The sequence below is a fragment of the Kitasatospora sp. NPDC048286 genome (assembly GCF_043201735.1).
GTDB lineage: Bacteria > Actinomycetota > Actinomycetes > Streptomycetales > Streptomycetaceae > Kitasatospora.
In genome coordinates this window covers 628,579-654,585 of the sequence record NZ_JBICZE010000005.1, presented here as the reverse complement: position 1 = coordinate 654,585, position 26,007 = coordinate 628,579, and the positions used below count along the sequence as shown (strand labels likewise).

27 protein-coding genes and 1 rRNA gene are annotated in these 26,007 nt (G+C 73.1%); 15 read left to right on the top strand and 13 right to left on the bottom strand.

Annotated features, from left to right (window positions below; translation table 11 throughout):
- Positions 1-86: ribosomal RNA gene (gene rrf, locus ACGF13_RS15445) — 5S ribosomal RNA — on the top strand; the annotation flags it as partial.
- Positions 87-185: 99 nt separating this feature from the next.
- Here rrf and ACGF13_RS15440 read toward each other — a convergent pair.
- Positions 186-386, bottom strand: coding sequence for a DUF397 domain-containing protein (locus tag ACGF13_RS15440; protein ID WP_392874186.1), 201 nt, complete (start codon positions 384-386; stop codon positions 186-188).
- A gap of 10 nt (positions 387-396) precedes the next feature.
- Positions 397-1,284, bottom strand: a complete 888-nt coding sequence (locus tag ACGF13_RS15435) for a helix-turn-helix domain-containing protein (RefSeq protein WP_392874183.1) — start codon at positions 1,282-1,284, stop codon at positions 397-399.
- A gap of 176 nt (positions 1,285-1,460) precedes the next feature.
- Here ACGF13_RS15435 and ACGF13_RS15430 point away from each other — a divergent pair, with 176 nt between their 5' ends.
- The 7 genes from ACGF13_RS15430 to ACGF13_RS15400 all read left to right on the top strand — a co-directional run bounded on the left by ACGF13_RS15430 (position 1,461) and on the right by ACGF13_RS15400 (position 4,442).
- The gene (locus tag ACGF13_RS15430; protein WP_392874180.1) at positions 1,461-1,832 is read left to right on the top strand and encodes an ATP-binding protein; all 372 of its coding nucleotides are present in this window, start codon (positions 1,461-1,463) and stop codon (positions 1,830-1,832) included.
- Complete coding sequence (locus ACGF13_RS15425) at positions 1,829-2,083, top strand: hypothetical protein (RefSeq protein ID WP_392874177.1); 255 nt, start codon at positions 1,829-1,831, stop codon at positions 2,081-2,083. Before ACGF13_RS15430 ends, ACGF13_RS15425 begins: the two co-directional genes overlap by 4 nt.
- Positions 2,084-2,130: 47 nt before the next feature.
- A complete protein-coding gene (locus tag ACGF13_RS15420; RefSeq protein WP_392874174.1) occupies positions 2,131-2,439 on the top strand; it encodes a hypothetical protein in 309 nt (102 codons plus the stop codon).
- 58 nt (positions 2,440-2,497) lie between these two features.
- A complete protein-coding gene (locus ACGF13_RS15415) occupies positions 2,498-2,812 on the top strand; it encodes an ArsR/SmtB family transcription factor (RefSeq protein WP_392874171.1) in 315 nt (104 codons plus the stop codon).
- Positions 2,809-3,219 (top strand): SRPBCC domain-containing protein, encoded by a 411-nt coding sequence (locus ACGF13_RS15410; protein ID WP_392874168.1) that lies wholly within the window; start codon positions 2,809-2,811, stop codon positions 3,217-3,219. The genes ACGF13_RS15415 and ACGF13_RS15410 overlap by 4 nt, the downstream gene beginning before the upstream one ends.
- 128 nt (positions 3,220-3,347) lie before the next feature.
- The gene (locus ACGF13_RS15405) at positions 3,348-3,641 is read left to right on the top strand and encodes a hypothetical protein (RefSeq protein ID WP_392874165.1); all 294 of its coding nucleotides are present in this window, start codon (positions 3,348-3,350) and stop codon (positions 3,639-3,641) included.
- A gap of 132 nt (positions 3,642-3,773) precedes the next feature.
- Positions 3,774-4,442: a hypothetical protein gene (locus tag ACGF13_RS15400; protein ID WP_392874162.1), complete on the top strand. Its 669-nt coding sequence runs from the start codon at positions 3,774-3,776 to the stop codon at positions 4,440-4,442.
- Between the two features lie 40 nt (positions 4,443-4,482).
- On the opposite strand, the gene ACGF13_RS15395 is transcribed toward ACGF13_RS15400, so the two are convergent.
- From ACGF13_RS15395 to ACGF13_RS15385, 3 genes are all read right to left on the bottom strand, one after another.
- On the bottom strand, positions 4,483-5,154 hold the full coding sequence (locus ACGF13_RS15395) for a DsbA family oxidoreductase (RefSeq protein ID WP_392874159.1): 672 nt from the start codon (positions 5,152-5,154) through the stop codon (positions 4,483-4,485).
- Positions 5,155-5,276: 122 nt separating this feature from the next.
- Positions 5,277-6,623 carry a hypothetical protein gene (locus ACGF13_RS15390; protein ID WP_392874156.1) on the bottom strand — a complete coding sequence of 449 codons (1,347 nt, stop codon included), beginning with the start codon at positions 6,621-6,623 and terminating at the stop codon, positions 5,277-5,279.
- Between the two features lie 271 nt (positions 6,624-6,894).
- On the bottom strand, positions 6,895-7,611 hold the full coding sequence (locus tag ACGF13_RS15385; RefSeq protein ID WP_392874153.1) for a chitinase: 717 nt from the start codon (positions 7,609-7,611) through the stop codon (positions 6,895-6,897).
- A gap of 239 nt (positions 7,612-7,850) precedes the next feature.
- Here ACGF13_RS15385 and ACGF13_RS15380 point away from each other — a divergent pair, with 239 nt between their 5' ends.
- The gene (locus tag ACGF13_RS15380) at positions 7,851-9,800 is read left to right on the top strand and encodes a hypothetical protein (RefSeq protein ID WP_392874150.1); all 1,950 of its coding nucleotides are present in this window, start codon (positions 7,851-7,853) and stop codon (positions 9,798-9,800) included.
- Between the two features lie 19 nt (positions 9,801-9,819).
- Here the strand turns inward: ACGF13_RS15380 and ACGF13_RS15375 are convergent, their stop codons facing one another.
- Positions 9,820-10,056 (bottom strand): DUF6011 domain-containing protein, encoded by a 237-nt coding sequence (locus tag ACGF13_RS15375; protein ID WP_392874147.1) that lies wholly within the window; start codon positions 10,054-10,056, stop codon positions 9,820-9,822.
- Positions 10,057-10,116: 60 nt separating this feature from the next.
- Here ACGF13_RS15375 and ACGF13_RS15370 point away from each other — a divergent pair, with 60 nt between their 5' ends.
- Entirely contained in the window at positions 10,117-10,884 is a 768-nt protein-coding gene (locus ACGF13_RS15370) for a TetR/AcrR family transcriptional regulator (RefSeq protein ID WP_392874144.1), read from the top strand.
- A 39-nt stretch (positions 10,885-10,923) separates the two neighbouring features.
- Here ACGF13_RS15370 and ACGF13_RS15365 read toward each other — a convergent pair whose 3' ends face one another.
- Positions 10,924-11,322, bottom strand: a complete 399-nt coding sequence (locus ACGF13_RS15365) for a winged helix-turn-helix transcriptional regulator (RefSeq protein ID WP_392874141.1) — start codon at positions 11,320-11,322, stop codon at positions 10,924-10,926.
- A gap of 126 nt (positions 11,323-11,448) precedes the next feature.
- Between ACGF13_RS15365 and ACGF13_RS15360 the strand changes: the two genes are divergently transcribed.
- Both ACGF13_RS15360 and rarD read left to right on the top strand, forming a co-directional pair.
- Positions 11,449-12,297 (top strand): SDR family oxidoreductase, encoded by an 849-nt coding sequence (locus ACGF13_RS15360; protein WP_392874138.1) that lies wholly within the window; start codon positions 11,449-11,451, stop codon positions 12,295-12,297.
- A gap of 144 nt (positions 12,298-12,441) precedes the next feature.
- The gene (rarD, locus tag ACGF13_RS15355; RefSeq protein ID WP_392874135.1) at positions 12,442-13,446 is read left to right on the top strand and encodes an EamA family transporter RarD; all 1,005 of its coding nucleotides are present in this window, start codon (positions 12,442-12,444) and stop codon (positions 13,444-13,446) included.
- On the opposite strand, the gene ACGF13_RS15350 is transcribed toward rarD, so the two are convergent.
- From ACGF13_RS15350 to ACGF13_RS15340, 3 genes are read right to left on the bottom strand one after another with little or no spacing between them, the layout of a single operon-like run.
- The gene (locus ACGF13_RS15350; protein ID WP_392874132.1) at positions 13,436-14,344 is read right to left on the bottom strand and encodes an ABC transporter permease; all 909 of its coding nucleotides are present in this window, start codon (positions 14,342-14,344) and stop codon (positions 13,436-13,438) included. The genes rarD and ACGF13_RS15350 overlap by 11 nt on opposite strands.
- Entirely contained in the window at positions 14,331-15,398 is a 1,068-nt protein-coding gene (locus tag ACGF13_RS15345) for an ABC transporter ATP-binding protein (RefSeq protein WP_392874130.1), read from the bottom strand. The genes ACGF13_RS15350 and ACGF13_RS15345 overlap by 14 nt, the downstream gene beginning before the upstream one ends.
- 3 nt (positions 15,399-15,401) lie before the next feature.
- Entirely contained in the window at positions 15,402-16,664 is a 1,263-nt protein-coding gene (locus ACGF13_RS15340) for an outer membrane lipoprotein carrier protein LolA (RefSeq protein WP_392874127.1), read from the bottom strand.
- Positions 16,665-16,846: 182 nt separating this feature from the next.
- Here ACGF13_RS15340 and ACGF13_RS15335 point away from each other — a divergent pair, with 182 nt between their 5' ends.
- Together ACGF13_RS15335 and ACGF13_RS15330 are read left to right on the top strand one after the other, a co-directional pair.
- On the top strand, positions 16,847-19,435 hold the full coding sequence (locus tag ACGF13_RS15335) for a bifunctional FO biosynthesis protein CofGH (protein WP_392874124.1): 2,589 nt from the start codon (positions 16,847-16,849) through the stop codon (positions 19,433-19,435).
- Between the two features lie 159 nt (positions 19,436-19,594).
- On the top strand, positions 19,595-20,710 hold the full coding sequence (locus tag ACGF13_RS15330; protein WP_392874121.1) for an ADP-ribosylglycohydrolase family protein: 1,116 nt from the start codon (positions 19,595-19,597) through the stop codon (positions 20,708-20,710).
- A gap of 118 nt (positions 20,711-20,828) precedes the next feature.
- Here the strand turns inward: ACGF13_RS15330 and ACGF13_RS15325 are convergent, their stop codons facing one another.
- The 3 genes from ACGF13_RS15325 to ACGF13_RS15315 all read right to left on the bottom strand — a co-directional run bounded on the left by ACGF13_RS15325 (position 20,829) and on the right by ACGF13_RS15315 (position 23,283).
- Complete coding sequence (locus tag ACGF13_RS15325; protein WP_392874118.1) at positions 20,829-21,044, bottom strand: DUF397 domain-containing protein; 216 nt, start codon at positions 21,042-21,044, stop codon at positions 20,829-20,831.
- Positions 21,041-21,904: a helix-turn-helix domain-containing protein gene (locus tag ACGF13_RS15320; protein WP_392874115.1), complete on the bottom strand. Its 864-nt coding sequence runs from the start codon at positions 21,902-21,904 to the stop codon at positions 21,041-21,043. Before ACGF13_RS15320 ends, ACGF13_RS15325 begins: the two co-directional genes overlap by 4 nt.
- A 638-nt stretch (positions 21,905-22,542) precedes the next feature.
- Complete coding sequence (locus ACGF13_RS15315) at positions 22,543-23,283, bottom strand: GPP34 family phosphoprotein (protein ID WP_392874112.1); 741 nt, start codon at positions 23,281-23,283, stop codon at positions 22,543-22,545.
- 298 nt (positions 23,284-23,581) lie between these two features.
- Between ACGF13_RS15315 and ACGF13_RS15310 the strand changes: the two genes are divergently transcribed.
- On the top strand, positions 23,582-25,993 hold the full coding sequence (locus ACGF13_RS15310) for a D-alanyl-D-alanine carboxypeptidase family protein (protein ID WP_392874109.1): 2,412 nt from the start codon (positions 23,582-23,584) through the stop codon (positions 25,991-25,993).
- The last annotated feature ends 14 nt before the right edge of the window (positions 25,994-26,007 follow it).

The window sequence follows — 26,007 nt, the reverse complement described above, 5'->3', positions numbered from 1 at the left end:
GTTACATTCCGAACCCGGAAGCTAAGCCTCACAGCGCCGATGGTACTGCAGGGGGGACCCTGTGGGAGAGTAGGACGCCGCCGAACAATTCTTCTGAAGAACCCCCATCCGGATTCCGGATGGGGGTTCTTTGCGTTTGGGCATAGCCCCCTCGCCCGCTCGCCGTGCTGGCGAGCGGGCGAGGCTCAGGTGAGGTGGTCGAACTCGCCGGCCTTGGCGCCGCGGAGGAAGGCGCGGAGCTTGGCAGCGCTAGTGGTGATGACGACGGAGGGATCATCGGATTCGCGGAGGTGGCGATCGTCGGCGCCTCCGGTGGCCAGCTCAACGCAGGTGCTGCCGCCGTCGGCATCGCTGAAGGAAGACTTCTGCCAGGCCAGGTGGGACATGGGATGCCTTTCAGTGCTGGAGCTCGTAAAGAAGGTGTTGAAGTAGCCCCCAGGAGTCGCGAGAGCTGTCACGCCGGGGCTTGCTGGTGTCGACAGCGGGCAACGCGAGATCCCGGGCCTCCTGAAACTTCTGATGGTAGGCCGCGATGTCATCCGGGTCGCCGAGGTGAATCGCCCGTTTCGGTCCGTCCAGGATGATGGTTGAGAGATCCGCGCATCCCGGGTCGCAGATCAGGAATGCGCCAGCGTATGGGGCCCTTCCTGGAGCATCGAACGGCAAGATCTCGATCGTGACATTGGGGAGTTCTGCCATGTCTACGAGGTGGTGGAGCTGGTCGCGCATCACGTGCTTGCCGGCGAACTGCATTCGAAGCGCTGCCTCGTGGATGACATACCGAAACTGCCGCTGCTTGCGGTCGGTCATGATGCGTTGGCGCTGCAGACGGAACTCAATGGCCGTGGCGGTGTCCCAACGGCCGTCCTTGTAAGCGTTTTTGTAGATGGCCTCAACGTAGCCTGGAACCTGGAGCGTTCCAGGGATGTATAGGGCATCGAAGACGGCGAAGGACTCTGCGCGGTCCTCTGCTTCGGCCAAGTCCAGGGCGAGCATGGGGACTTTGCCCTTGAACTCGCTCCACCAGCCTTTGCCGTTGCTCGCGCCGAGATCATGCAGGAGCTTGGTATAGGTCTCATCCGTGCACCCGTAGGCGGCAAGCAACGTCGTGAGCCGTTCCGGGTCGAGCGCCGTTCGAGCGGCCTCGATGTGGCTGAGCTGCGGGCCGAGCATGCCGATGAGAGCACCGGCATCCTTGACCGACAAGCTCGCGGCCTCGCGCAACCTTCTCAGCTCAGCGCCGAACCGCCGCTGCCGCTCGCTGATTTGGGTCCTGAGTGCCAAGGCGGATTCCTTCCGTGTCGGGCCAGTCTCCACCCACACGAGTGAGCTTAGCCAAACTGGGTGGGGTTTCTCCGCGAGCAGGTTGCACGCGTAACACCTACGGCCCTACTCTCAGTGTTGCACCGATCACATGACGGGACGTCAGTGATTCCCCTTCTCCCTCCTTCGGGGGTCTCATGCGTGCTTGCAACCCTCCTGACTGGTCCACGGCTCGTGCCGAGCTCTCCGGCCTCCTCACCTCCGCCGGGTGGCGACCCTCCGTCATCTCCGATGCCGAACTCGCCCTCCACGAAGTCTTCTTCAACGCCTGGCGGCACGGTGACACCGTTGCACCCCTGGTCGTCTTCGCCCTCGCCGACCGCCTCCTCCGGGTCTCGGTCTCGGACAACAGCCCGGTCCTCCCCGAGGCCTCCCTCCCCACCGACCTGCTCGCCCTCTCCGGCCGGGGCCTCTTCCTCGTCCGCGCCCTCACCCACCGCTTCGGCGCCGAGCCCCGCAAGCAGGGCAAGGTCGTCTGGTTCGAGCTGATCAAGGAGTCCGCCGCGTGAAGCCCCGCCGTCGCTACCCCATGCAGCCCACCGACCCGCGGATCCGGGCCTACACCGACGCCCAGGTCCGCAGCCTCCTCGGCGAACTCCACGAGCGCGGCCGTGAGTTCGGCCTGATCTTCCCGTCCGCCACCACGGACAAGACCCTCGACGGCCGAGTCCTCGTCCGCTTCAACACGGCGCCGGCCTCGACCCTCTTCAACCTCCTCACCCTCCTCTTCGACGCCGGCCACAACCCCGAGCACCGGTGACCGCCGCGCTCAACCTTGCAAATCCCCGACGAAGAGGAGCCCTTCCCGTGAGCACCCCCAGTCCCGACCCGGCCGACGACCCCGACGTCAGCAACGCCCTCGCCGCGGCCAACTACGCCGTCGCCGCCGCCTTCAACGCCCTCTTCGGCGTCGCCGTCGCCCCGCCCGTCCCCGACGACTTCGACTGGCCGAAGCTGGACGCCTTCGTCCACCACCTGGGCTTCGCCGCCGACGACTCCGACACCGCCCTCAACCTCTACCGCCTGCTCTTCGCCGTCCAGCGCATCGCCTACCGCGAGGCCGCCGGCCGTAACTCCCCCTGGTCCGCCACCCGCCTCAACCCGCTCCCCCAGTAGCCCCCAGACGCGTCGGAGATTCTTGACGCGTCGGAAATTTCCGACGCATACTGGTCTCATGCCAACGGATGTGTTCGGCGCGCTGGCCAACCCGGTGCGGCGCAGACTGCTCGAAAGCCTGCGGGACGGCCCCCGCTCCACAGGCGAACTGGCCTCGATGTTCGAGCTCGGAAGGCCCGCGGTCTCCGAGCACCTGGCAGTGCTCCGTTCCGTCGGGCTGGTGCGCGAGGAACCGCGCGGCCGGCACCGCTTCCACCACCTCGAACCGGCTCGACTGGCCGAGGTGAGCGAGTGGCTGCATCCGTTCGAGCACTACTGGAAGCAGCGCCTGGACGCGCTGTCCGACCTCCTGGACGAGGACAAGGGGACATGACCGAGAACAACACGATCACCTGCGAGAAGTTCCTGCCCCGCCCGCCGGCGGCGGTGTGGAAGGCCCTCACCGATCCCGAACTGCACGCCCGCTGGTGGGCCGCCGGGGACATCAAGCCCGTCGTCGGGCACCGCTTCACCCTCGACATGGGCAACTTCGGCAGCCAGTCCTGCGAGGTGACCGAGGTGGACGACCAGCGGCTGCTGGCCTACCGGTTCGCCGAGGGCTCGCTCGACACCACCATCACCTGGACGCTCCACCCGGAGGGAACGGGCACCCGCCTCGTCCTCGTCCACGCGGGCTTCGACCTCGACTCCCCGATGGGCCGGCAGGCGTACGACGGCATGGGCAGGGGCTGGCCCCACGTCCTCGACCGCCTCGACTCCGTCCTGGGCGAGACCGCCTAGGGAGAGCACAGGAAGCCCGGCGGGCCGTTCGGCCGCAACCCTCGTTCGGGCGCGTACGGTTGTCGGCCGGGCACGGCCCGTCGAACCTGCTGGTGTGCGACCCCGCACTGACAGCAAGGGAGACCCTCATGTCCGTCCGACGCCTCATCGCCTCCGCGGCCACCGCTGCACTGGCGCTCGTCCCGGTGGCGCTCGCGGCACCCGCCGCCCACGCCCAGGGCACCCCGGCCTACACGTGCGACGTGGTCCAGGAACCGATCGCCGGCCTCGGCCACTGCGTCGCCTCGGACGGTGCTCCCGCGCAGGGGCCGTTCAGCAACGCCCTCATCTCCTCGCGGCTCGGGCCCATCCCCATGAGCTTCTTCTGTGCCGAAGGCTTCGCGGAAACCCCGGAGTCCGTGATCTGCGGCGTTCCCGGGTGATGAGCGCGCTGCGGCCGGAGTTCCTCAACACCCTCGACCGTTAGAGCAGGAAGTCGGCCCGCCCGACTTCCTGCTCCACGTGGCCCCGAAAACCGCAGGACACCCGGGCCCGGTTTCCGGTACGACAACCGGGTGAGACTGCGAACGAAGATCCACCAGGTCCGCCTCGGCCGGGACGAGTACCGGGTGGTCACCCCGCTGCGGCAGACTCCCGGCGCCTTCCTCTCCGCGAGCCCGGGCAGCTGGTTCATGGACATGCACCTCGACCGGCAGGGCGCCGAGGACCTCGCCACCGCCTGGGCCCTGGCCGCCCGCTCCCGGCGCTCGCTGATCCACCTGCCGCTGCGGGCCAACACCGGCCCGGCCGGACTGTACGACGTCCCGCCGGAGGACCGGCTGGACCTCCTGCTCGTCCACCACAGCCTCGGCTTCCCGCCCTCCCGGTGGAAGAAGGTCCGCGCCCGGCTGGGTGGCGGCGGGATCCCGCACACCGTGGACCTTCCGGCCACCGACTTCGACGGTGAGGACGCCGACCGCTCCTTCGCCCACCGGCGCGACGAGCTCCGCTTCGCCGGCGCCGCCCGAACGTTGGTCGTCACCGGCAGCCCCACCGCCTTCCGCCGGACGGGGGCCCGGCTCCACGAACTCAGCCGCGAAGCCCCCGGCCGGCGCTTCGGATGGCGCCCGGACGCGCACCAGTGCGTGACCCTCACCCACGAGGGCTGGGGCTCGGCCCGCGCGGCCAAGGGCGTCCCGGCGAGCCTGCACGTCGTGTACGACCACCGCTGGCGCGCCGCGTGAACAGGAAGTCGGCCCGTCCGACTTCCTGCGCAGCGGCCCCTTACTCCTTCGGTGCGAGCGGCGTCAGCGGCAGGGCGACCCGGCTCTCCCAGGCCTGCTCCAGTGCCCGGGTGAACGTCTCCGCGGGCTGGGCGCCCGAGACGCCCAGCCGCCGGTCCAGGACGACGAACGGCACGCCCGTCGCGCCCATGGCGCTCGCCGTGGCCTCGTCCTCGCGCACCGCCTCCGCGTAGGCCTCCGGGTCGGCCAGGACGGCCGCGGCCGCCTCGCCGTCCAGCCCGGCCCCGACGGCCAGCTCGACCAGCCGGCCCGCCTCGAAGGCCGAGCGCTCCTCGGCGAAGTTCGCCCGGTACAGCGCGTCCAGCAACTGCGCCTGGCGGCCGTGCTCCTTGGCGAAGTGCAGCAGGCGGTGCATGTCGAAGGAGTTCGCGGCGTCGCGGCCCTCGCGCAGGTACGGCAGGCCCTCGGCGTGCGCGTTCTCGGCGATCCGGGCCTCCGCCGCCTCGGCCTGCTCCAGGCTCATCCCGTACTTGGCGGCGAGCAGCGGCACGACCGGACGGGCCTCGTGCGGCGCCCGGGGGTCCAGCTCGAAGGAGCGGTGGACGACCTCCACCTCCTCGCGGTGCGGGAATGCCGCCAGCGCCTGCTCGAACCGGGCCTTGCCGACGTAGCACCACGGACAGTTGATGTCGCTCCAGATCTCCACGCGCACGGCGCCGCACTCCTTCCAGCCTCGCGCGGACCTCCCGCGCCAACGCCCACCGGAACGCCTTCGGGCACCTGGATATTTCTCGCACTGAAACATTCAGGCGAGCCGGTCGGCGGCCTCCCGCCTCAGCGCCGCTCCCACGCCTCGCGTTGCGCGGACACCGTGGGGATGGCGGCGACCGCCTCGGCGAAGCGGCCCTGCCTGCCGAGGATCATGGCCATGGTTCGGAAAGCCTCGTGTTCGGTGGACGACCGGAGCACGTCGAGGGCCTCGTCCTCCCGGCCGTCCCGGGCCAGCATCCAGGCCAGCGTGCTGTCCCAGAGACCGGGCTCCCGCTCGCTCAGGGCCTTCGCCTCCGCGGCGCCCTCGGCGTAGCGCCCCGCCTTCCCGAGCAGGTAGAACCGCGTGTGGTGTACGACGTCGGGATGCCCGTCGACGTACGCGGCGCCGAGGCCGTCCAGGAGCTCCAGCGCCTGGTTCGGGCGGTCGCCGCGGACCAGCAGGTCGATCGCCTCGTGGAGGAGGTTCCCTTCGTCGTCCTCGTACGTGGGCCGTCCGACGTCGACGGCCTCGTCGAGGCGCCCCTGGCGGCCCAGGAACTTCATGAGGCGCGGGCGAGCGAGCCTGCCGTCCGCTTCGAGGGCCTCGCGCAGGACGGCCTCGGCCTCCAGGATCCGCCCCTGTCCCTCCAGCGCGTCCACGTACGCGGTGAGGGCGGCCTCCGCGTGCTCGCCGGCGGCCAGCTCGCGCAGCTGCTCGAACCGGCCCTGGCGGGCGAGGAGTTCCGCGTACAGCCAGGCTATGCGGGGCAGTTCGGAGACGACCGGGCCCAGTACCCGGATCGCCTCGTCCGCCCGGCCCATGCGTTCCAGGACCCTGGTGTACAGCACCAGCACCTCCGACGGCTGGTGCCGGCACCCGCGCTCACCCCCGGCCGCCGGGCACCGGCAGTCCGCCGTGCCGCCCAGGGCGCGCTCGGCGCACGGGGCGAGCAGCTCCAGGACGCGGGCGTCGCGGTGCTGCCCCCTGGTCAGATCGACCAGTGACTCCAGGATCCACGGCTCCCCGAGGTGGGGCGTGAGCACCTCGACGGCCTCGTCCACCCGCCCGGCCTCCACCAGCGCGTCGGCGAACCACCGGCAGTCGAACGGCGACTCCAGGCCGGCCGCGTCCGGGCGCACCAGTGCCAGCCCCTCCTCGATCCGGCCCAGCCGGACCAGGATCGCGGCGGACTCCCGTACGGCGAACGGCCAGCCGACCGCGACGAACGGCTCCAGGACCGCCAGGGCCCGCTCGAGCTCCCCTGCCGCGCACAGCTCACTGACCGCCACCTTGGCGCAGAACCACTCACCGCGGTCCCGGGCGGTCTCGATTAGCAGCTCCAACTGCCCCTGCTCGAGCAGGTACTCCGCCATGGGAGGGTCGATTCCGCCGTCGAACTGCCGCTGCCACGCGAGATCGTCGAGATTCACCGGGGCAGGCTATGCGAGGAGGCCGACGCCCCGCTCGGAGATAGTCGGCGGATGTCCGGAACCTTCGTAGACCTGGGATTCGTCACCGCGCCCTCCGGGGTGGCTGACGGGGGCGAGGGCGTGGAGGAGGCCCGAGGCACCGGGCTACGAGGGCGCCCATCGCCGCCACCCCTTCGTTGGTGTTCGCCGTCGGTCGGCAGTGAAGCAGGCGGCGCTGACGGGGAGTGGGAAGTCGGACCGGCCGACTTCCCACTCCCCGCCGGGGAACCGGTCAGCAGGAGATGTTGCCGCCACCCACGTCGGTGCCCAGGACGCCGACGAACTGCTTGTAGAGGTTGATGCGGCTGTTGCGCTGGTCGGGGTTCTTGCCGTCGCACTCCAGCGCGCCGTTGATGCTGCGGATGGTCTCGCCGAAGCCCTTGTTGTTGACGATGGCGTCGTGCGGGGTCGTCCTCCCGGCGCCGCTCTGGGTGTTCCAGAACCAGAGGGCCGTCTTCCAGGACGTCGCCGGGTTCTTCTCGACCTGGTACGGGTCGTGCAGCAGGTCGATGTGCAGGGCGTCGCCGGCCGCCTTGTAGTTGAAGTTCCAGCTCAGCTGGAGCGGTCCGCGCCCGTAGTAGGCGGACTTCCCGGCCGGGCACCCGTACGCCTGCGAGGTGTCGCAGTAGTGCGGGTAGTTGGCGGTGTTCTGCTCGACCACGTACCGCAGGCCGCCGGTCTCGTGGCTGACGTTGGCGAGGAAGGCCGCCGCCTCGCGCCTGCGGGTGGCGTCGTTGCCGGTGGTGGCGAACTTCGGGAAGGCGCTCAGGGCGTCGGTGAGGCCCTTGTAGCTGTAGAAGGGGTTGCGGCTCGGGAACATCTTGTTGAACTGGGCCTCGCTGACCACGAAGGAGCCGGCGGCGGAGGCCGGGGCGCTCTGGCCGGCGATGGCGAGGGTGCTCAGCACGGCGGCGGAGGCGGCCAGGGACAGGGTGCGAGAGAGCTTCATTGGTCTCCTCGATCTGATTGGCAGGATTGGCACTTCGCTTGCGAAGAACCCCGGCCATCGTGGTGCGCGCCGGCCGTCGGCTGAAGCCCTCGGAGGTCTAAACCACCCGTACGAGTCGTATCCGATCCGAAGGGTGGACGGCGCCGCCGCCGGGGTGATCATCGCGCTGTCGGTGGCACCGGATAGCCTCGTTCGGAGCGGGACGGGACAGGGCGAGGCCGGCGGGGGAGCAGGGGCGAATGAGCGGTCACACCGACGACGAGGGCGCCGAGCGCCTGGCCGCCGAGGGCGAGGTCGCGGTCGCCCGGCTGGCGATCGACTCCGGAGACCTGACGCACGCCGCCGAGCACCTCGGCGACGCGATCCTCGCCGACCCCCAGCTGCCCGAACTGCACGAGGCCCTCGCCGAGTTGTGCGCCGCGGCGGGCGGCCCGGCGGCGGCCCGCGAGCTGTTCCCGCTGGAGGGCCAGGTGTACCTCGGCACCGTGGTCTGCCGGGCCCACGTGGAGGCCGCCGCCGGGGACTGGGACAGCGCCATCGGCCTGCTCGCCTCCGCCGTCCAGTACGAACCGGCCCGGCCCTGGGCGCACGCCGCCTGGCTCGCCCGCGAGGACCTGCCCGGCCTGGTCGACCCGGACGCCGTCGCCCAGGCGGTGGCCCGCGCCGCCGGCGCGCTGCCCGACCCGCTCCCGGCCGAACCGGCGGACGCCGTAAAGCCGTTCCACGACTTCGTGCAGGCCGTGCTGGCCCGCCACCCCGACCACGTGCTGCTGCTGGCGATGGCCTCCGGCCTGACCCGCCGGCTCGGCGACACCGCCCGCGCCGTCGAACTCGCCGACCGCGCCCACCGGTTGGCTCCCGGCTACCTGCCCGCCGTGATGCTCGGCAACGCCCTGCGCTCGGCCGGCCGCCCGGAGCAGGCGCTCGCCGTCTGGGAGGCCGAGCTGGCGAGGACGGCACCCGGCCGCGACGACTCCAGCAGCTACCTCGCCGTCGACGTCGCCGAACTGTACGGCGCCCTCGGCCGCCCCGCCGAGGGCCTGGCCTGGCTGGACAAGGTGCTCGCCGCCGAGCCCGACCACCCCAAGGCGGGCCCGGCCCGGCACGGGCTGCGCCACGCCCTCGACGGCGACCCGGCCCACCTGCTCGCCCTGGCCGACCACCACCGCGCCCACCCCGAGCACGAGTACGCCCTGGAGCTGCTGGAGCGGCTGAGCCACCGGCAGCCCTGGCTCGGCCTGGTCTCCGGCGCCACCGAGGCCACCGTCAACGTGCTGCACCAGGTGCTCTCCGCCCCCGACACCGGCCGCGACACCGAGATCGACTGCACCGCCTCCACCCTGGAGCCGCCCAGCTCGGTGCTGGCCGTCCGGCTCGCGCTGCCGCGCTCCACCGTCGGCTACCAGGCCGTGGGCGAGCCCGACCCCCGGCTGCCGCTGACCGAGCCGACCACCCGGATCTGGGCCTGGGACGGCACCGACCCGCGCCCGGCCGTCGCCCCGCCCGCGCCGCAGAGCGCCGAACTCGTCCGCGCCACCGCCGAGATCTTCTGGCCGACCGTCCCCGCCGCCTACGACCACGCCGTCCGGCTCGCCGGCCTGCCGCTGGACGACCTGCTCGGCGTCCTGGTCCACCCGCCGATGCCGCGCGAGGACGAACTCGGCCGCGCCCTGCTCGCCCACCAGCCCGAACTCTGGGTGCGGGCCGTCCAGGTCTTCGCCTGCCTGGGCATCGCCCACCACCGCACCGACCAGCCCTGGGAGGGCTCCGAGCGCCGCCGGGTGCTGCGCGACCTGCTGCTCGGTCCGGAGGACTGGGTGGTCGAGGCGGCCGGCTTCGCGCTGGTCGCGATCGGCTGGACCGAACCGCAGACCCGGGCCGACGTCGCCGAGCTGCTCCGGCAGCGGCTGCACCACGGCGCCCGGGCCCGCCGCACCCGGGTGGTGACGATCCTGCGCTCGCTCTGCGCGCTGGTGCTCGCCGCGCCCTGGACGTCCGACGAGGACCGGGCGCTCGCCCGGCACCTGACGGCCCGGGAGGACGTCGCCGACGCGGGGGCCGAACCGGAACAGGCGGCGGAACGGGAGCAGACACGGGAGCAGCCGAAGGAGACGGCGCGGGCTCCGAAGGAGGAGCCCCGCCCCGGCCGGCTGCGCCGCCTCTTCGGCCGGGGGCAGGGCAGGTCCTAGACCTCGTCCCGGACCCGTCCTAGACCCCGGGCAGCGGCTCCTGGTCGACGTCGAACCGGGCGACCCGTTCCGCCGGGTCCCGGCACTCCGGGCCCAGCCGCAGCATCCGCGACTCCGGGTCGTGCAGCGGCCGGTGGCAGCGGCGGCAGGTCACCCGCGGGCGGAGGGTCTGCGCGGTGTCCGTCCCGGGCAGCGGTTCGTGGCCGGTCGGGCCGGCCGCGCCGATCGCGCCGGGGGGATTGGTCGGGCTGGTCATGCTGAGACGGTAGCCGCCCGCTCCGTCCGGGCCGCCGCCGGTGCGTGAAACGATGGCCCCATGGCCACCGACCGCAGCAGCGCAGGAGACCCGGCACGCACCCTCGCCCTGCTCTGGGGGCTCACCGCCGAGGAGAAGCCCGGCCGGCGCGGGCCACGCCAGGCGCGTTCGACCGGTGAGATCGCCGCCGCCGCGATCGCCCTCGCCGACGCCGAGGGCGTGGACGCCGTCACCATGCGCCGGGTCGCCCAGGAGCTGGGGCTCTCCCCGATGGCGCTCTACACCTACGTTCCGGGCAAGGCCGAGCTGCTCGACCTGATGCTGGACACCGTCTACGCCACGATGCCCCGCAGCGCCCCCGCCGACGAGGGCTGGCGCGCCCGGGTCACCGCCGTCGCGGACGACAACCGGGCCCTGCACCGCGCCCACCCGTGGGTCGCCGCCGTCTCCACCAGCCGTCCGCCGCTCGGTCCCGGCCTGATGGCCAAGTACGAGTACGAGCTGCGCGCCCTGGAGGGCACCGGGCTGCCCGACGTCGACCTGGACGCGGCGCTGACCCACCTGCTCGGCTTCGTCCAGACCTGCGCCCGGATGGCCGCCGACGAGCGCGCCGCCCGGCAGGACAGCGCGATGACCGACGAGCAGTGGTGGTCCGCCAACGCCGAGCTGCTGGCCCGTGTCTTCGACCCCGAGCGCTACCCGGTCGCCGCCCGGGTCGGGGCCGCGGCCGGTGAGGCGCACGGCGGCGCGTACAGCCCGGACCACGCCTACGACTTCGGCCTGGCCCGGCTGCTCGACGGGCTCGGCGCCCTCATCGCGGGGCGGTAGCCGGGCCGGCGCGCCCTCCCCGGCGCGCGGGGCGCAAGCTCACCGCGCGGCGGCCCGCCCGTCGTACTCCCCGCGCGCCGCCTCGACCTCCGGCACCCGCCGCTCCGACCAGTGGGCCAGGGCCGCGACCAGCTCCGCCGCCTCCCGCCCCAGCGGGGTGAGGCTGTAGTCGACCCGCGGCGGGATCACCGGGTGCGCCTCGCGCAGCACGAAGCCGTCCCGCTCCAGCGTCTGGAGGGTCTGGGCGAGCATCTTCTCGCTGACCCCGGAGACCCTGCGGCGCAGTTCGCTGAACCGGTAGCCGCGCTCGTGCAGCGCGCCCAGCACCAGCACGCCCCAGCGGCTGGTGACGTGCTCCAGCACGCCCCGGGAGGGACACATCCGGTCGAAGACGTCGGCGGGGGGCAACCCGCCGGCCTTTATCTCGCTCACCTTCATGTCAGTACCGTACTTTGAAGTGCGTACTTTCGAAAGGTTAGTGCCGGGCCTAGGGTGAGCTTCGAGGTCGGACCCGCACGGCAATCCCCCTGGCGGTCCCCGCGTAGCAACCCTGAGGAGCACACCATGTACGTCGTCACCGGTGCCACCGGCCAGCTCGGCCGTCTCGTCGTCGAGCGCCTGCTGGCCGAGGTCCCCGCGAGCGAGGTGGCCGTCGCCGTCCGCTCCGCCGAGAAGGCCGCCGACCTGGCCGAGCGCGGCGTGACCGTCCGCGTCGTCGACTACGACGAGCCGCAGACCCTGGCCGGCGCCTTCGCCGAGGGCGACCGGGTGCTGCTGATCTCGGGCAGCGAGGTCGGCCGCCGGATCCCGCAGCACCGGGCCGTGGTGGAGGCCGCCAAGGCCGCCGGGGTCGCGCTGCTCGCCTACACCGGCATCCTGGGGGCGGCCACCTTCCGGCTGGCCGACGAGCACAAGGCGACCGAGGAGCTGATCCTCGCCTCCGGGCTGCCGTACGCGTTCCTGCGCAACGGCTGGTACACCGAGAACTACCTGGGCGACGCGGCCGGCACGGTGGCCCGCGGCGTGGTGCTCGGCAGCGCCGGGGAGGGCCGGATCGCCACCGCCCCGCGCCGGGACTACGCGGACGCGGCGGTCGCCGTCCTGGTCGGCGAGGGTCACGAGGGCGGGGTGTACGAGCTGAGCGGCGACGCCGCCTGGAGCCTGCCCGAGCTGGCCGCCGAGCTGGCGAAGGCCTCCGGCGAGCCGGTCGAGTACCGGGACGTGACCCCGGCCGAGCACCTGGACGCGCTGGTCGGCGCCGGCCTGCCGCAGGGCTTCGCCGAGGCCCTGGTGGACGTGGACGCGGGCATCGCGCGCGGCGAGCTGGCCGGTACCACGGGCGACCTGGCCCGGCTGATCGGCCGTCCGACCACCCCGCTCGCCGAGTCCGTCCGCGCGGCCCTGGGCGCCTGAAACGCCGCAGCTCAGGGCCCCGGAACGGCGGGGCCGTCCGGCATCCAGGCAATGTCATGACCAAAATCCGGAAACGGAGATGACAGTCGCCCCTCCCGCCCGCTACCGTCGCCTCGACACACGCGCGCGGGAGGGCACCAGGCCATGGCGGGAACAGACCAGCAGGACAACGGCCGGGGCCTCTGGTACGGCGTCGCCGCATACGGCATCTGGGGCCTGTTCCCCCTGTTCTGGCCGCTGCTGGAACCGGGCGCCGCCGACGACATCCTGGCCAACCGGATGGTCTGGTCCCTGGTCGCGGTCGTCCTGCTGCTGATAGCCCAGCGGCACTGGGGCTGGATACGCCCGCTGCTGCGCCAACCCCGCCGGCTCGCCATGCTGGCCGGCGCCGCCACCGTGATCTCGGTCAACTGGGGCGTCTACATCTGGGCCGTCAACGCCGGGCACGTGGTCGAGACCAGCCTCGGCTACTTCATCAACCCCCTGGTCACCATCGGCTTCGGCGTCCTGGTGCTCAAGGAGCAGCTGCGCACCGCGCAGTGGACGGCGGTGGGCATCGGCGCCGCCGCCGTCGTGGTGCTGACCGTCGCGTACGGGCAGCTGCCCTGGATCGCGCTCACCCTGGCGCTCTCCTTCGCCACCTACGGCCTGCTGAAGAAGCAGGTCGGGCTGAGCGGGCTGGAGAGCCTGGCGGCCGAGAGCGCCTTCATGTTCCCGTTCGCCCTCGGCTACCTGGTCTACCTGGAGGTCAGCGGGCGCGGCACCTTCGGGCACACGGTGGCCGGCTCGTACGGCTGGGGGCACTCCGGGCTGCTGATGCTCAGCGGGGTGATCACGGCCGTCCCGCTGCTGTTCTTCGGCGCGGCCGCCGTCCGGGTGCCGCTGACCGTGCTCGGCCTGCTGCAGTACCTGGCGCCGGTGTTCCAGTTCCTGATCGGCGTCGCGGTGTTCCACGAGTCCATGCCGCCCGCCCGCTGGGCCGGCTTCGGCCTGGTCTGGGCCGCGCTCGCGCTGCTCACCTGGGACGCGCTGCGCCAGGTGCGGGCCGACCGCGCGGCGCGGGCCGCGGCCGTGCCGCAGCCCGCACCGGTGGCGGCGGCCGCCCCGGGGTCCGTCCCGGAAGCCGCCACCGAGGCCGTCACGCGCTGATGTCCCGGCTGGTGAAGCGGGACCAGGCCGCCGAGCCGAACACGGCGACGTAGGCGGCCTGGAGACCGAGGTCCTTCAGCACCCCGTCCCAGTACATCGGCGCCCGCAGCAGGTCCGCGAAGCTCAGCCAGTAGTGGGAGAACAGGAACGGGCTGACGGCGTCCAGCTGCGGGAAGGCGTCCAGGATCTGGACGGTGACCACCAGCCCGACGGTGGCCGCCATCGCCGCGATGCCGCTGCCGGTGAGGGTGGAGACGAACAGCCCGATCGCCACCAACCCGGCCAGCGAGGCCGCGACCACCAGGGCCACCAGCAGCGCGCGCAGCAGCGCGTCGCCGAGGCCGATGGTGTCCCCGGAGATCAGCGTGACCGGGCCCAGCGGGAACAGCGCGGCGCCCGCGGCGAGCGCCGTCACCGCCACCGCCGCCGTGGCGGCCGCGCAGAACACCAGCCCGGCGGTGAACTTGGCGGCCAGCAGCCTGGTCCGCCCGGCCGGGGCGACCAGCAGGTAGCGCAGCGTCCCGGCGGCCGCCTCACCCGCCACCGCGTCCCCGGCGACCACGCCGACCGTCATCGGCAGGAAGACCGGCAGCGCCACCGCGAGCGCCGTGAAGACCAGGAACAGCCCGTTCTGCGTGGTCTGCGCGATGAAGCTCGGACCGCCGCCGCCCTCGTGCGGACCGTCCGTGTTGAGCTTGACCACCACCCCGATCAGGATCGGCAGCACCGCCAGGATGGCCAGCAGCACCTTGGTGCGCAGCCGGCGGAAGGTCAGGTGCAGCTCGCTGCGGAACAGCGCCAGGAACCCGGCCGCCGTTCGCGGCCGCCGACCCGCCACCGGTGCGAGCGCCTCGGCCGGCGGCAGCGACTCGGCCGGCAGTGACTCAGCCCGCGACATCGAAACCCTCCCCGGTCAGCGCCACGAAGGCGTCCTCCAACGTGCCCCGCTCCAGCCCGAAACCCTGCACCCGCACCCCGGCCCCGACCAGCGCCGCGCACAGCCTGGGCAGCGCCTCCTCGTCCAGGACGCCCGGCTCGCCGTCCACCCGGTCCTCGCCGGGCACCAGCGCGGTGACCCGGTGGGCCGCCAGCACCTCGGCGGCCCGCGCCACGTCCGGGGTGCGGACCACCAGCCGGCCCTGGGCCCGGGCGGCCAGCTCGGCGACGGTGCCCTGCACCACCAGCCGGCCCCGGGACATCACCGCGGCATGGGTGCAGACCTGCTCGATCTCGTCCAGCAGGTGCGAGGAGAGGAACACCGTGGTGCCCTCCGCCGCGACCTCCCGGACCAGCGTCCGGATCTCCCGCATGCCCTGCGGGTCCAGCCCGTTGGTCGGCTCGTCCAGCACCAGCAGCTCGCGCGGCTGCAGCAGGGCGGAGGCCAGGCCCAGGCGCTGCTTCATACCCAGCGAGTACGCGCGGGCCTTCTTGCCCGCCGCTGCGCCCAGGCCGACCCGCTCCAGCGCCGCGTCCACCCGCCGCCGGCGGGTGCGCGGGTCGGCGGTCGGGTCGGCGGCGTCGAAGCGCACCAGGTTGTCCCGTCCGGAGAGGAAGCCGTACAGGGCAGGGCCCTCGATCAGCGCGCCCACCCGGGGCAGCACGGTGGCGACGGACTGCGGCATCGGCTCGCCGAGGACGGCGGCCACGCCCGAGGTGGGGGCGATCAGGCCCATCAGCATGCGGATGGTGGTGGTCTTGCCGGAGCCGTTGGGGCCCAGGAAGCCGAAGACGGAGCCGCGCGGCACGGCGAGGTCCAGGCCGTCCACGGCGAGCTGGCCGCCGCGGAAGCGCTTGGTCAGGCCGCGGGTCCGGATGACGTCGTCGGAGCCGGCCGAGGAGGCGTCGGGGGCGGCGGGGGAAGCGGATGGGACGGGAACGGGGGCCGGGCGCGGCGCGGCGCCCGGACCCCCGGCCGACTCCGTAACGTCCCCCGTTACGGGAGTCTTGGTCATCCGTCAGTTCACCCCGGCGGCGTGCTGGAGGACCGGCAGGGTCACCGCGCCGGCGAAGACCCGGCCGTCGTCGGTGAGCAGGACGTTGAGCACCTTGGTGCTCACCAGGGTGCCGCCTTCGACCGGCTTGCCGAGCGACTTCACCAACGCCTGCGGGTTCATCGACCGGGCCGCTTCGCCTCCGCGGCCGCCGTGCTTGCCGCCCTTGCCGTCGCCCTTGCCGTCTCCGCTGGGCGCCGCGTCCACGGTGCCGGGCACCTGGGCGGAGACGACCGTCGTCCAGCCCTCGCCGATCACGTTCACGCCCTGGTGCCCCTCGGCGCCCGGGTGCGCCCCGGCGCCGCCCGGTGCGCCCTCGGCCGCCGCGTCCGCCTTCCGGTCCGTCACCTTGGCGCCCTTGGGGGCGGTGAACTCGAAGGTCTTGGCGTCCGGCTTGGCGAAGGACACCTCGGTGAAGCGGACCTTCAGCACGGTGCTGCCGTCGACGGACGTCACCGTCACCGCCAGCGGCACCCCGTTGTCGGCGTCCACCGCGATCCGGACCTCGGACAGCGTCGAGCCGGACTGGGTGGGCTTCACGCTCAGCTGGTAGGCGTTCTGCCCGGCCACCTTGGCCGTCCCGGCGACCGTCACCGAGGTGGTGCCGGCGCTCGTGGCCAGGAACTGCCTGGCGGCCTCCTGCGGGGTGGTCGGCAGCTCGGACAGCGGCGCCTCGGCGTGCCGCCCCTCGGCGGCCCGCCCGGTCGTGTGCACCGCGCTGTTGGAGGAGCTGTCCCAGGCCCAGGTCTGGTCGCCGTTGTGGACCAGGGTGTAGCCGGACATCTTCTCCAGCAGGTCCACCCGCTGGCGCTCCGGACCGTCCACCGCGACCCGCAGCGTCTGGTCCCCGCCGAGCAGGCCCATCAGCTTGGCCTGCGGGTCCGCGGCGGAGCCCTGGCCGCTGCCGCCGCCGTGCCCGCCGACCGCCCCGCCGAGACCGCCGGCAGCGCCCAGCAGCTGGCCGGGCACCCCGAGGTCGGTGGAGATCGAGACCGTCCCGGAGAGCGTCTGCGCCTCCGAGCCGAGCACCTTGGCGACCAGCTGCTCCGCCGACACCGCCGGCAGGTCGGGCGCGCCGTCGGCGGCCAGCGCCGGGACCAGCCCCACCCCTGCGGCGATCACCGCGACGACGGCCACCGGCACCCCGGCGCGCATCAGTACGCGCCGCCGGGAGCGGTACGGCACACCGCCGTCCGGATCGGCCCCCGCCGCCTTCTCAATGGTCATGGCGTCCTCAACTCCTCCGTGAACACGTGTGATTGGCCCTGCCCTCCCATTAGAGGCCGCCGCGCCGCCGCCGTCATCGCCCTGTGGGGCCAGATCGGGGTGGCCTTCTTGGGTACGCCGACCCTGAGACGGCCTCAGGGTTCGCTCCATCCGCGGTACCACCCCTGACATAGGCTCGCGCCATGGACGGAACCGCCACGGACTCCAGCACCCCGCCGACCGAGAACGCGATGCGCCGCGCCCTGCGCCGCGCCAGGGACGGCGTCGCCCTCGACGTGACCGAGGCCGCCGTGCTGCTCCAGGCCAGAGGCGACGACCTGCTGGACCTCTGTACGAGCGCCGCCCGGGTCCGGGACGCGGGCCTCGAAGCGGCCGGCCGCCCCGGCGTCATCACCTACTCCAAGAGCGTCTTCATCCCGCTCACCCGGCTCTGCCGCGACAAGTGCCACTACTGCACCTTCGCCACCGTCCCCGGCAAGCTGCGCCGGGAGGGGCACGGGATGTTCATGTCCCCGGACGAGGTGCTGGAGGTGGCCCGCCGGGGCGCCGAACTCGGCTGCAAGGAAGCCCTGATCACGCTCGGCGACAAGCCCGAGGACCGCTGGCCCGAGGCCCGCGAGTGGCTGGACGCGCACGGCTACGACGACACCATCGCCTACGTGCGCGCGATGTCGATCCGGATCCTGGAGGAGACCGGCCTGCTGCCGCACCTCAACCCCGGGGTGCTGGGCTGGACGGACTTCCAGCGCCTCAAGCCGGTCTCCGCCTCCATGGGCATGATGCTGGAGACCACCGCCACCCGGCTGTGGAGCGAGCCCGGCGGCCCGCACTTCGGCTCCCCGGACAAGGAGCCGGCCGTCCGGCTGCGGGTGCTGGAGGACGCCGGGCGCAGCTCCGTCCCGTTCACCAGCGGCCTGCTGATCGGCATCGGCGAGACGTACCAGGAGCGCGCCGAGTCGCTGTTCGCGCTGCGCAGGGTCTCCCGGGCGTACCACGGCGTCCAGGAGCTGATCCTGCAGAACTTCCGGGCCAAGCCGGACACCGCGATGCGCGGCATGCCGGACGCCGAACTGGACGAACTGGTGGCCACGGTGGCCGTGGCCCGGCACCTGATGGGCCCCGCCGCCTGCCTCCAGGCCCCGCCGAACCTCGTGGACGGCGAGTACGAGCGGCTGATCGCGGCCGGCATCGACGACTGGGGCGGGGTCTCCCCGCTGACCCCGGACCACGTCAACCCCGAGCGCCCCTGGCCGCAGATCGAGCGGCTGGCCGAGCGGTCCGCGGCGGCCGGCTTCGAGCTGCGCGAGCGCCTCGCCGTCTACCCCGAGTACGTGCGCCGCGGCGAGCCCTGGCTGGACCCGCGGGTGCTGCCGCACGTCCGCGCCCTCGCCGACCCGGCCACCGGCCTGGCGGACCCGGACGCGGTGGTCCGCGGCCTGCCCTGGCAGGAGCCCGAGGACCTGCCGGAGTCGTACGGCCGCACCGACCTGCACGCCACCATCGACACCGAGGGCCGCACCGGCGACCGCCGGGCCGACTTCGAGGACGTGTACGGCGACTGGGAGGTGCTGCGCGAGCAGGTGCTCGCGAAGGGCGCCCCCGAGCGCCTCGCCGGGGACCTGCGGGAGGCCCTGGCGGTGGCCGCGGACGACCCGACGCGGCTGACCGACGACCAGGCGCTGGCCCTGTTCCACGCGGACGGCCCGGCCCTGGACGCGCTCTGCCGGATCGCCGACGACGTGCGCCGCGACGCGGTCGGGGAGGACGTCACCTACTGCGTTACCCGGAACATCAACTTCACCAACGTCTGCTACACCGGCTGCCGCTTCTGCGCCTTCGCCCAGCGCCGCACCGACGCGGACGCCTACACCCTCTCCCTGGAGCAGGTCGCCGACCGGGCCGCGCAGGCCTGGGAGGTGGGCGCCACCGAGGTCTGCATGCAGGGCGGCATCCACCCGGACCTGCCCGGCACCGCCTACTTCGACATCGCCCGCGCGGTGAAGGAGCGGGTGCCCGGCATCCACGTGCACGCCTTCTCCCCGATGGAGGTGGTCAACGGCGCGACCCGCACCGGGCTGTCGATCCGGGACTGGCTGCAGCGGGCCAAGGAGTCGGGCCTGGACAGCATCCCGGGCACCGCCGCCGAGATCCTGGACGACGAGGTCCGCTGGGTGCTCACCAAGGGCAAGCTGCCGGCCGCCACCTGGGTCGAGGTGGTCACCACCGCGCACGAGCTGGGCCTGCGTTCCTCGTCCACGATGATGTACGGGCACGTGGACACCCCGGCGCACTGGCTGGGCCACCTGCGGCTGCTCGCCCGGATCCAGCAACGGACGGGCGGCTTCACCGAGTTCGTGACCCTGCCGTTCATCCACACCAACGCCCCGGTCTACCTGGCCGGCATCGCCCGGCCCGGCCCGACCGCCCGGGACAACCGCGCCGTGGTCGCCATGGCCCGGCTGCTGCTGCACCCGCACATCCCCAACATCCAGACCAGCTGGGTCAAGCTGGGCGCCGAGGGCGCGGCCGAGATGCTCCGCTCCGGCGCCAACGACCTCGGCGGCACGCTGATGGAGGAGACCATCTCGCGGATGGCCGGCTCGGCGTACGGGAGCTACAAGTCGGTGCGCGACCTCCAGGCGATCGCCGAGGCGGCGGGCCGCCCGCACCGCCAGCGCACCACCACCTACGGCGAGGTGCCGGCCGAGCGGCGGGCCGCGGCGCTGGCCTCGGACGGGCACCTGCCGCAGCTGCTGCCGGTGGTGGACTGACACCCGTGCCGTCCCGGCCGCCCCGCGCGGGCGGCCGGGACGGGGCACCGGACGCCGGGGGAGGGGCCGATCCGATCGGCTCTTCGAATACAGTGCCAGGGCGCGCGGCCGGCCGACCGTCGCGCGGCCCCCACACCCGAGGAAAGGCGCCCCGTCGTGATGCCACTGTGGTCACGCGCCCAGCAGCAGGACTACCGCAGCCGGGTGCGGGGCTGTCTGCTCGGCGGTGCCATCGGCGACGCGCTCGGAGCCGGCGTCGAGTTCGAGTCGCTGGAGAAGATCCGGGCCCAGCACGGCCCGCAGGGCGTCACCGGCTATCTCCCCGCGTACGGCCGCACGGGCGCCGTCACCGACGACACCCAGCTCAGCCTGTTCACCGTCGACGGCCTGATCCGCGCCCACATCCGGCGCGACACCGGCAGCTGGCACCCGCCCACCGACCTGCACCTGGCCTACCTGCGCTGGGCCGCCACCCAGCGCGACTGGGGCCCGGACGAGCGCCGCCCCGACCTCGGCTGGCTCGGCCGCGAGGAGTGGCTGTACGCCCAGCGCGCCCCCGGCCAGGGCTGCCTGTCCGGCCTCAGCGGGGCCGAGGCGGAGCGGCTCGGCACCCTGGCGGCCCCCAAGAACCCGCACTCCAAGGGCTGCGGCACGGTGGTGCGGGCGGCGCCCTTCGGGCTGCTCACCACCTGGGAGCCGGGCCTGGTGTTCCAGCTCGCGGTGGAGTGCTCGGTGCTCACCCACGGCCACCCCACCGGCTACCTCGCGGCGGGCGCGCTCGCGGTGATCGTCCAGTCCGTCGCCCGCGGCGGCACCCTGGAGGAGGGCGTGCACCTCGCCCTCGCGCTGCTCTCCGAGCGGCCGGCGCACGAGGAGACCACCGCCGCGCTGCGGGCCGCCCTGGACGCGGTGCGGGCCGGCGAGCCGTCCGCCGAGCGGGTCGAGGCGCTCGGGGAGGGCTGGGTGGCCGAGGAGGCGCTGGCGATCGGGGTCTACTGCGCCCTGGTCGCGCACGACGTGCGCTCGGGCCTGCTGCTCGCCGTCAACCACTCCGGGGACAGCGACTCCACCGGCGCCGTCTGCGGCAACCTGCTCGGGGCACTGCACGGGGACACCGCGCTGCCGCCGGGCCTGCTGGCCGGGCTCGAAGGGCGCGGGGCGATCCTCGAACTCGCCGACGACTTCGTGCTGGAGCTGGTGCACGGCACCGAACTGCACGACCGGCGGACCCCGGAGGGGGTCAACTGGACCAGCCGCTACCCGGTGGTGAGTTGAACCGGGACTTCCGGAAACCGGGCCCCCGAAACGGGAGTTGCCCGTGGCGCCGCCGCCGCCGAGGGGCGACGGACACCGCTACGGGCAACTGGTCCGAGTGCGGAACCGGGTGGGCGGGTCAGCCCGGGAGCTCACCGAAGAGGCCGCCCGCGGCGGCCGAGGCGAAGGCGTTCCAGGCCTCGGCCGAGAAGCGCAGCTGGGGGCCCCGGGGGTCCTTCGAGTCCCGGACGGCCACCTCCCCCGCTCCTGGGACGGCGATCTCCACGCAGGCGCCCTGGCCTCCGCTGTGACTGCTCTTGCGCCAACCGGCTCCGTACTCGGACGGGGTGATCATTCGTGGAATTCCTTCTCGATGTCGGCTATCAGCGACCGGCTCTCCGCGACACCGAGCGCGGCCGCTCTCAGGTAGTCGTACAGACCGGTATAGCGGCGCACGTCCGCCTCCTTCTCCAGGTAGAGATCGCTCGTCACACCTTCGAAGTAGACAACCGTGGAATCGGCTGACTCGGGGAACTCCAGCAGCGAGAATGTCCCGGTCATGCCGGGATGGGCGCCGTGCGAGAACGGGATCACCTGGATGGTGATGTTCGGGCGCTGGCTGAGCTCCAGCATCTGCCGCAGCTGCTGGGCCATCACCTGCTTGCTGCCGACCTCGCGGCGCAGCACCGCCTCGTCTATGACGGTCCACAGGCTGCCCAGCTGGTTCTCGCCGTGGATGCGCTCCTGGCGCTTCATCCGGACCTGCACCCGGCGCTGCACGGCGACCGCGTCGGTGTCCGGCTGGGTGCCCTCGACCACGGCCTGGGCGTAGTGCTCGGTCTGCAGCAGCCCGGGGACGAAGGAGGACTCGTACGCGCGGATCGAGGAGGCCTCGGCCTCCAGCCCGATGTAGACGCTGTACGGGGTCGGCATGTCGTTGAAGTCGTGCCACCAGCCGCGCTGGCGGGACTCCTTGGCCATCTCCATCAGGCTGGCGCGCAACTGGTCGTCGGGCACCTTGTAGACGTCGCAGAGGTCGCGCACGTCGCGCTGGCTGATGCTGCGGCGGCCGTTCTCCAGTCGGCTGATCTTCGACTGGGAGACCATCAGGCGGCCTGCGACCTCCTCCGCCGTCATGCCCAGGCCCTCGCGGAGCTTGCGCAGCTCCGAACCGAGGCGCCGACGGCGCACGGTGGGATTGACGTTGGCGGACACTTCGACCTCCGGCCGGACCTCTGGTGCTCGTTGGAACGGCAGTCCTCGGAACACTTCGGACATTGGGACCAACCCCCCTGACTCGGAGCAGCATGTCACCTTGGGCCAGGTCGGCGCCGGGGATTCACCGCAGCGCGGTAGAACAGATCATCGGAAAAGCGCTTCCGCGAGACAGCGAAAGCCCCCAGGTGGTAGTGCGGCTCGGTGGCTCGGACAGATGCTGCGCAGACCGCCCCCGGACCGGCCGGCACCTGCCCCGGCCCACGGCACGTGCGGGGGCGGGCGGCTTGCCGGGCGTCCGGGGACGGCGAAGGGGCGGTCGCCGGGCGACTTGCGTCGCGGGGCGACCGCCCCTCGGTGCTGGTGGTGGTGCCGGTGGTGCGTGCGGTGCGTCCAGCGCTCGTCGTACTCCTGGCGCCGGTGGCACCGGTCGTGCGTCGGGTCGCTCGGCGCCCTCGGGCGGTGCGAGCCGAGCGGCCCGCGCCGCCGGGTGCGCGGTCGGTGGTGTCGGGCGCCGTGAGGGCTGCCCGCCGGGCCGCGCGGACCGTGGTGCTCGGTGGACCGTGGTGCTCGGTCGACCGGGGTGCTCAGTGGATCGTGGTGCTCGGTCGACCGTCGTGCTCAGCGGATCGTGGTGCTCAGCGTGCGCCGACCCGGGAGGCGGGAACCCGCCCGCCCGAATCCCGGCCCGCCGCACGGGCACCGGGACGGCCGGCGGCGGCCCCGGGACCCTGGGAAGAACGGTTCTGCTGTGCTGGAAGGCCGTTCTGCACGTCCATGACGGCGTGCGCGACCATCCCGCCCAGCGGGTCGTACCGGATCAGGTCGCGCAGCCGCGACCGCGAGGACCGTCCCTCGTTGCCCGGGTACAGGTGCTTGCCCAGCCCGACCGAGTGGGCCAGCGCGGCCAGCGCGGCCGTCCTCGGGTCCGGCGGGACACCGGTGCGGATCGCGGTGTCCAACCGCTGCTTGATCGCGGCGTTGGTGCAGTCGTCGGACGCCTGGTACCGGGTCGTCGGCAGCACCCCGCACACCTGGCCCGGCACGGCCGTGACCATGCCGCAGCGCTCCAGGTGCGCCAGATAGGTCTGCCGCAGCCCCAGCCGGGGCCCGCCGATCCAGTGCGCCGCGCGGACCGGACTGCCGCGTCGGCGCAGCAGTTCCAGTGCGTGGTCAAGGGTCGGGTCGCCGGTCGGCCGTGCGAGCACGACGGCGATCCGGTCTCCCTCCGGTACGATCCGTCCGGCCAGGGACAGCTCGACGAGCTGCGCCCCGGCGAGTCCGAGGTCGAGGGTCTGCGGCTGCGCCGTGGTACCCGTGGTCGGGTCCAAAGCGAGCAGCAAGAGTTCCTCGGGAACAGTTCTGCGGCTCTTGCCCATCCAAGCCTCCCCGCGTGGATGAGAGACAGGGTGACGCCTCTCACACGGGCTTGTCGAGTACGCCTCCGAATCGTGACCTTGCGGTGAAGGCGCGGAACCGGCGGCGGCGGGCCTGGCGTCTGACCGGTGAACAGGCCGTGGCGCGACCGGGCGACGACAATAAGCGCCGGTCGGGCGGGGTGTGCACGGCCGGAACGGCCGCCGGTGGCGGAGACTGTACAGGTACACGGGGCGGGGCGTCGGCTTCCCGAAATCGGGTTCGCCGGTGCCCCGCCGGGCGTTGAGGAGGCTGGGATACGTGGGCGAGTCCCCCGACAGGGTGCTGAGGGACGGCGACGAGCGGCAGCGGGACCGCGAGCGCGAACGGACCGGTACGGCGGCGGGCGGCGCCGAGCCGGCCGCGGGCGGCTCCGGCCCGGCGGCCGACGGTGCGTCAGGCACGGCCGCCGCCGAGGCGACCGCCGAGACCTCTGCCGAGGCCTCCTCGGACACCTCCTCGGACGGCCCCGCGGAGACCTCCGGCGAGACGGCCCCGAAGGCGTCCGCCGACGCTCCGGCGACGGCCCCCAAGGGCGGCTCGACCGTACAGCTCCGCGTCCACGATGTGGACAGCGAGACGACGATGCTGCGGCTGCCGGTGGACAACAAGACCACCGCGCTGCGGCTGCCCGAGGAGCTGGTGAAGGCCGCCGGCAAGGCGAGTTCCGAAGGTGAGGGGGAGAAGGGGGAGTCTTCGCCGGAGGCCGCGGAGGCGGCCGAGCCCGCCGGGCGTCCGGTCACCGCCGACCCGCGTCTCACCGTGCGGACGGGTGCCGCGGGGGCGGGGAAGGCCGCGGGGAAGGCGGCCGAGTCGTCGGGGGAGACCGGTGCCGAGACCGGCGCCGAGGGCGGTGCCGAGCCGACGGCCGTACCGGACGGGGCCGCTGACGGAGCGGCCGACAAGGCCGACAAGGCCGACAAGGCCGACGAGACGGAGAAGTCGGAGAAGTCGGAGAAGTCGGAGAAGGCCGACGGTGCCGGGACCGAGGACGACCCGGAGGGTACCGGCGAGGCCGAGGACACCGACGCCGAGGACACCCCCACCAACGGCGACGTGACCCTCGCGCTGACCAAGACCGGGCAGCCTGGTCAGCCGTCGGGTCCGGCCGAGAAGCTGGAGAAGCCCGCGCCGCTGCGCGCCTCCGCGGCCGGCACCGTCCCGGAGCCGAAGCCCGAGCCCGCGCCCAAGCCCGAGCCGCGTCCGGAGCCCAGGCCCGCCCCCGAGCCCGAGCCGACCCCCGCTCCGGCGCCGCTGTCGAAGCCGACCCCCGTGCCCGTCCCCGGGCCGGCCCCGAAGCCGCTGCCGCAGCCCGACCCGCGGCCGGTGCCGCCGGTCCCGCCGCTGCCCAAGCCCGAGCCGCTGCCCGCACCGGAGCCGCTGCCGTCGCCGGAGAACACCGCCGAGGCGATGGAGGTCCTGGCCTCCCTCAACGCCCGCCCGGTCTCGCCGCTGCGGCGCGCCCTCAAGCGGGTGACCATCTGGACGGTCTTCCTCGCCGTGGTGCTCGGCGCGCTCGCGGTCGCCCAGCTGCTGCGCCCGCTGCCGGACCCCAAGCTGAAGATGACCGCCGCGGGCGGCTACAGCTTCTCCGGCGACGCGCTCGACCTCGCCTGGCCGGCCAAGGGCCAGTCCGCCGCCGAGGTGGTCGGCATCGGCAGCCTCGGCAGCTCGGGCCCGGAGACGCCGTCCTCGATCGCCAGCGTCACCAAGGTGATGAACGCCTACCTGATCCTGCAGAAGTTCCCGCTGAAGAAGGGGGAGAGCGGGCCGAAGATCACCGTCGACAAGCAGGCCGCGCAGGAGTCCGGCAACGTCGACGAGTCCAAGGTGACGCTCACCGAGGGCCAGGTGCTCACCGAGTACCAGGCGCTGGAACTGCTGATGCTGCCCTCCGCCAACAACGTGGCCCGGCTGCTCGCCCGCTTCCACTCCGGCTCCGAGGCCGAGTTCGTCAAGCTGATGAACGACACCGCGGCCAAGTTCGGCATGGCCAACACCATCTACGCCGACCCGGCGGGCTTCAACGCGGACACCAAGTCCACGGCCAAGGACCAGCTGAAGCTGGCCGAGCAGGTCATGCAGGACGAGATCTTCCGGCAGATCGTCTCCACCCCGGAGACCAACTTCAACAACGCGAAGATCCCCAACACCAACAACCTGATCAACCCGAAGACCGGCGTCATCGGCGTCAAGACCGGCTCCAGCACCCCGGCCGGCGGCTGCCTGATGTGGGCCGCCTACAAGGAGATCGGCGGCGTGAAGCGGCTGATCCTCGGCGTCACGCTGGGCCAGCAGGCCACCTCCTCCGGCCCGGACGGCGGGATCCTGCCGACCGTGCTGAAGGTCAGCGGCAAGCAGATCCAGGCCGCCCAGAACGGCGTCACCGGGCAGACCGTGGTGAAGAAGGGCGACGTCGTCGGCTCGGTGGAGGACGGGCTCGGCCACAAGGTCGCGGTCGTCGCGACCAAGGACCTGGTGGTGGCGGGCTTCCCCGGCATCTCCGGCACGATCACCCTGGACACCCTGAAGATCGGCCACAGCGAGCCGGCCGGCAAGGAGGTCGGCGTGCTGCGGGTCGGCACCGGCGACGACGGCTCGGAGGTCCCGGTGGCCCTCCAGAGCGACCTCAACCCGCCGTCCATCCAGTCCCGGCTGCTGCGCGCGCTGTGAGGCGCTGAGCCCGC